The organism is Paraburkholderia heleia NBRC 101817, from assembly GCF_000739775.1.
In the GTDB taxonomy this organism is placed as follows: domain Bacteria; phylum Pseudomonadota; class Gammaproteobacteria; order Burkholderiales; family Burkholderiaceae; genus Paraburkholderia; species Paraburkholderia heleia.
The window spans coordinates 1-2,065 of sequence record NZ_BBJH01000087.1 but is presented as its reverse complement, the minus strand read 5'-3'; the positions used below and the strand labels follow the sequence as shown (position 1 = coordinate 2,065).

2 protein-coding genes are annotated in these 2,065 nt (G+C 67.6%); both read left to right on the top strand.

Going from position 1 to position 2,065, the window contains the following annotated elements:
* Positions 1-1,275, top strand: a 1,275-nt coding sequence (locus BHE01S_RS35745) for a formimidoylglutamate deiminase (RefSeq protein WP_042273210.1), incomplete at its 5' end; no start/stop codon positions are given.
* A 42-nt stretch (positions 1,276-1,317) separates the two neighbouring features.
* Positions 1,318-2,065, top strand: a 748-nt coding sequence (hutG, locus tag BHE01S_RS35740; protein WP_042273208.1) for an N-formylglutamate deformylase, incomplete at its 3' end; no start/stop codon positions are given.

Genomic DNA, 2,065 nt, shown 5'->3' with positions numbered 1-2,065 from the left:
GCGCCGCGCGGCGTCGCGCGCGCGCCGGGGCCTATCCTGCCTGGCATGCCTAATCTTCATTCGCATGCTTTCCAGCGAGCGATGGCGGGCCTCACCGAATATCGCGCGAACCCCACCGACAGCTTCTGGAGCTGGCGCGACCTCATGTACCGGTTCGCCGCGCGCATCACGCCCGACGATCTCGGGGCGATTGCGCGCTGGCTCTACGTCGAGATGTTGAAGGCGGGCTACACCTCCGTTTGCGAATTCCACTACGTCCATCACGGCAAGGATGGCCAGCGGTATGCGAGCCCTGCCGAACTGGCACAACGTGTGGTGGACGCAGCGAGTGCGACCGGCATCGGCATGACGATGCTGCCCGTGCTCTATCAATACAGCGGCTTCGGCGCGCAAGCGCCGCGCGACGATCAGCGCCGCTTCATCAACACGCCGGAACAGTTGCTCGGCATCGTCGAGGCGCTGCGTGCGTGGCGGCCCGAGCACGGCGCGTTGCGCTATGGCGTAGCGCCCCATTCGCTGCGCGCCGTTTCGCACGACTCGTTGCGCGCGCTGCTGGAGGGCCTGGACCACGCGCTTCCTGGCGCGCCCGTGCATATCCACATCGCCGAACAGACAGCCGAAGTCGAGGCTTGCCTCTCGACAGAAGGTGCGCGGCCGGTGCAATGGCTCCTCGACCGGTTCGACGTGAACGCGCGCTGGTGCCTCGTCCATGCCACGCATATCGATGCGCGGGAGACCGCCGCGCTCGCACGGAGCGGTGCGATTGCGGGCCTGTGCCTCACGACCGAAGCGAATCTTGGCGACGGCATTTTCCCCACGCGCGAGTATCTCGATGCGGGCGGCGCGTTCGGCGTGGGCTCGGACAGCCATATCGGCGTGGACTGGCGCGCGGAGCTTCGCTTGCTCGAATACGGCCAGCGGCTCGCACGGCGCGAGCGCAATGTATTGGCCGCGCCGCATCAGGCACAGGTTGCGGACCGGCTGTTCGACGCAGCCCTCGCCGGCGGCGCCGCTGCAACGGGGCGCAAGGTCGGCGCGTTGACGCAAGGCGCGCGCGCCGACTGGGTCGTGCTCGACGCCCAGCATCCGGATCTCGCCGAACACAAGCCGCTCACGTGGCTCTCGTCGGTCGTCTTCGGCGAGCATGGCGAAACGCCGGTGCTCGACGTCTATACCGGCGGCGTCAAAGTCGTGGAGGCGCGCCGCCATCGCGACGAAGCACGCCTTTATGCCGACTATCGCGCGGCGCTCGCCAGGCTGCTGGCTGATGATTGAACTCAGGCCCGAGCGCTCGCGCCATTCACGAGACAAATCTCCATGACCGATATCTTGTCGCTGGAACGCGGCACCGCGCCGCTCATCATTTCGATCCCTCATCTGGGCACGCACATTCCCGCTGCGATGCACGGCGAGTACACGGACGCGGCCCTGACCGTGGCCGATACGGACTGGCATCTCGATCGCCTCTATGCGTTTGCGAAGGAACTCGGCGCGACCGTGCTCGGCGCGCGGGTTTCGCGCTATGTGATCGACCTGAACCGCCCGCCGAACGACGAGAGCCTCTATCCCGGCCAGACCACCACGTCGCTGTGTCCGACCGAAACGTTTCGCGGCGAGCCGATCTACCGCGACGGCTGCGTGCCCGACGCGCCGGAGCGCCAGCGTCGCGTGCAGACATTCTGGCAGCCGTATCACGACACACTCGCCGCCGAACTGAAGCGCTTGCGCGCGGCGCACGCGAACGTGCTGCTGTGGGAGGCGCACTCGATTGCAAGCGTGTTGCCGCGGCTGTTCGACGGCAAGCTGCCCGACCTGAACCTCGGCACGCAGGACGGGCGCACGGCCGCGGCGGCGGTGCAGGCGGCGGTCGAGCGCGCGGCGGCCGCGAGCGGCTTCACGTGGATCGCGAACGGCCGCTTCAAGGGCGGCTACAACACGCGTCATTACGGCGCGCCGCACGATGGCGTGCATGCCGTGCAGCTCGAAATGTGCCAGTCGACGTACATGAGCGAAACGGCGCCGTTCGATTACGAGCCCGCGCTCGCGCAGAAAGTCCAGCCGGTGG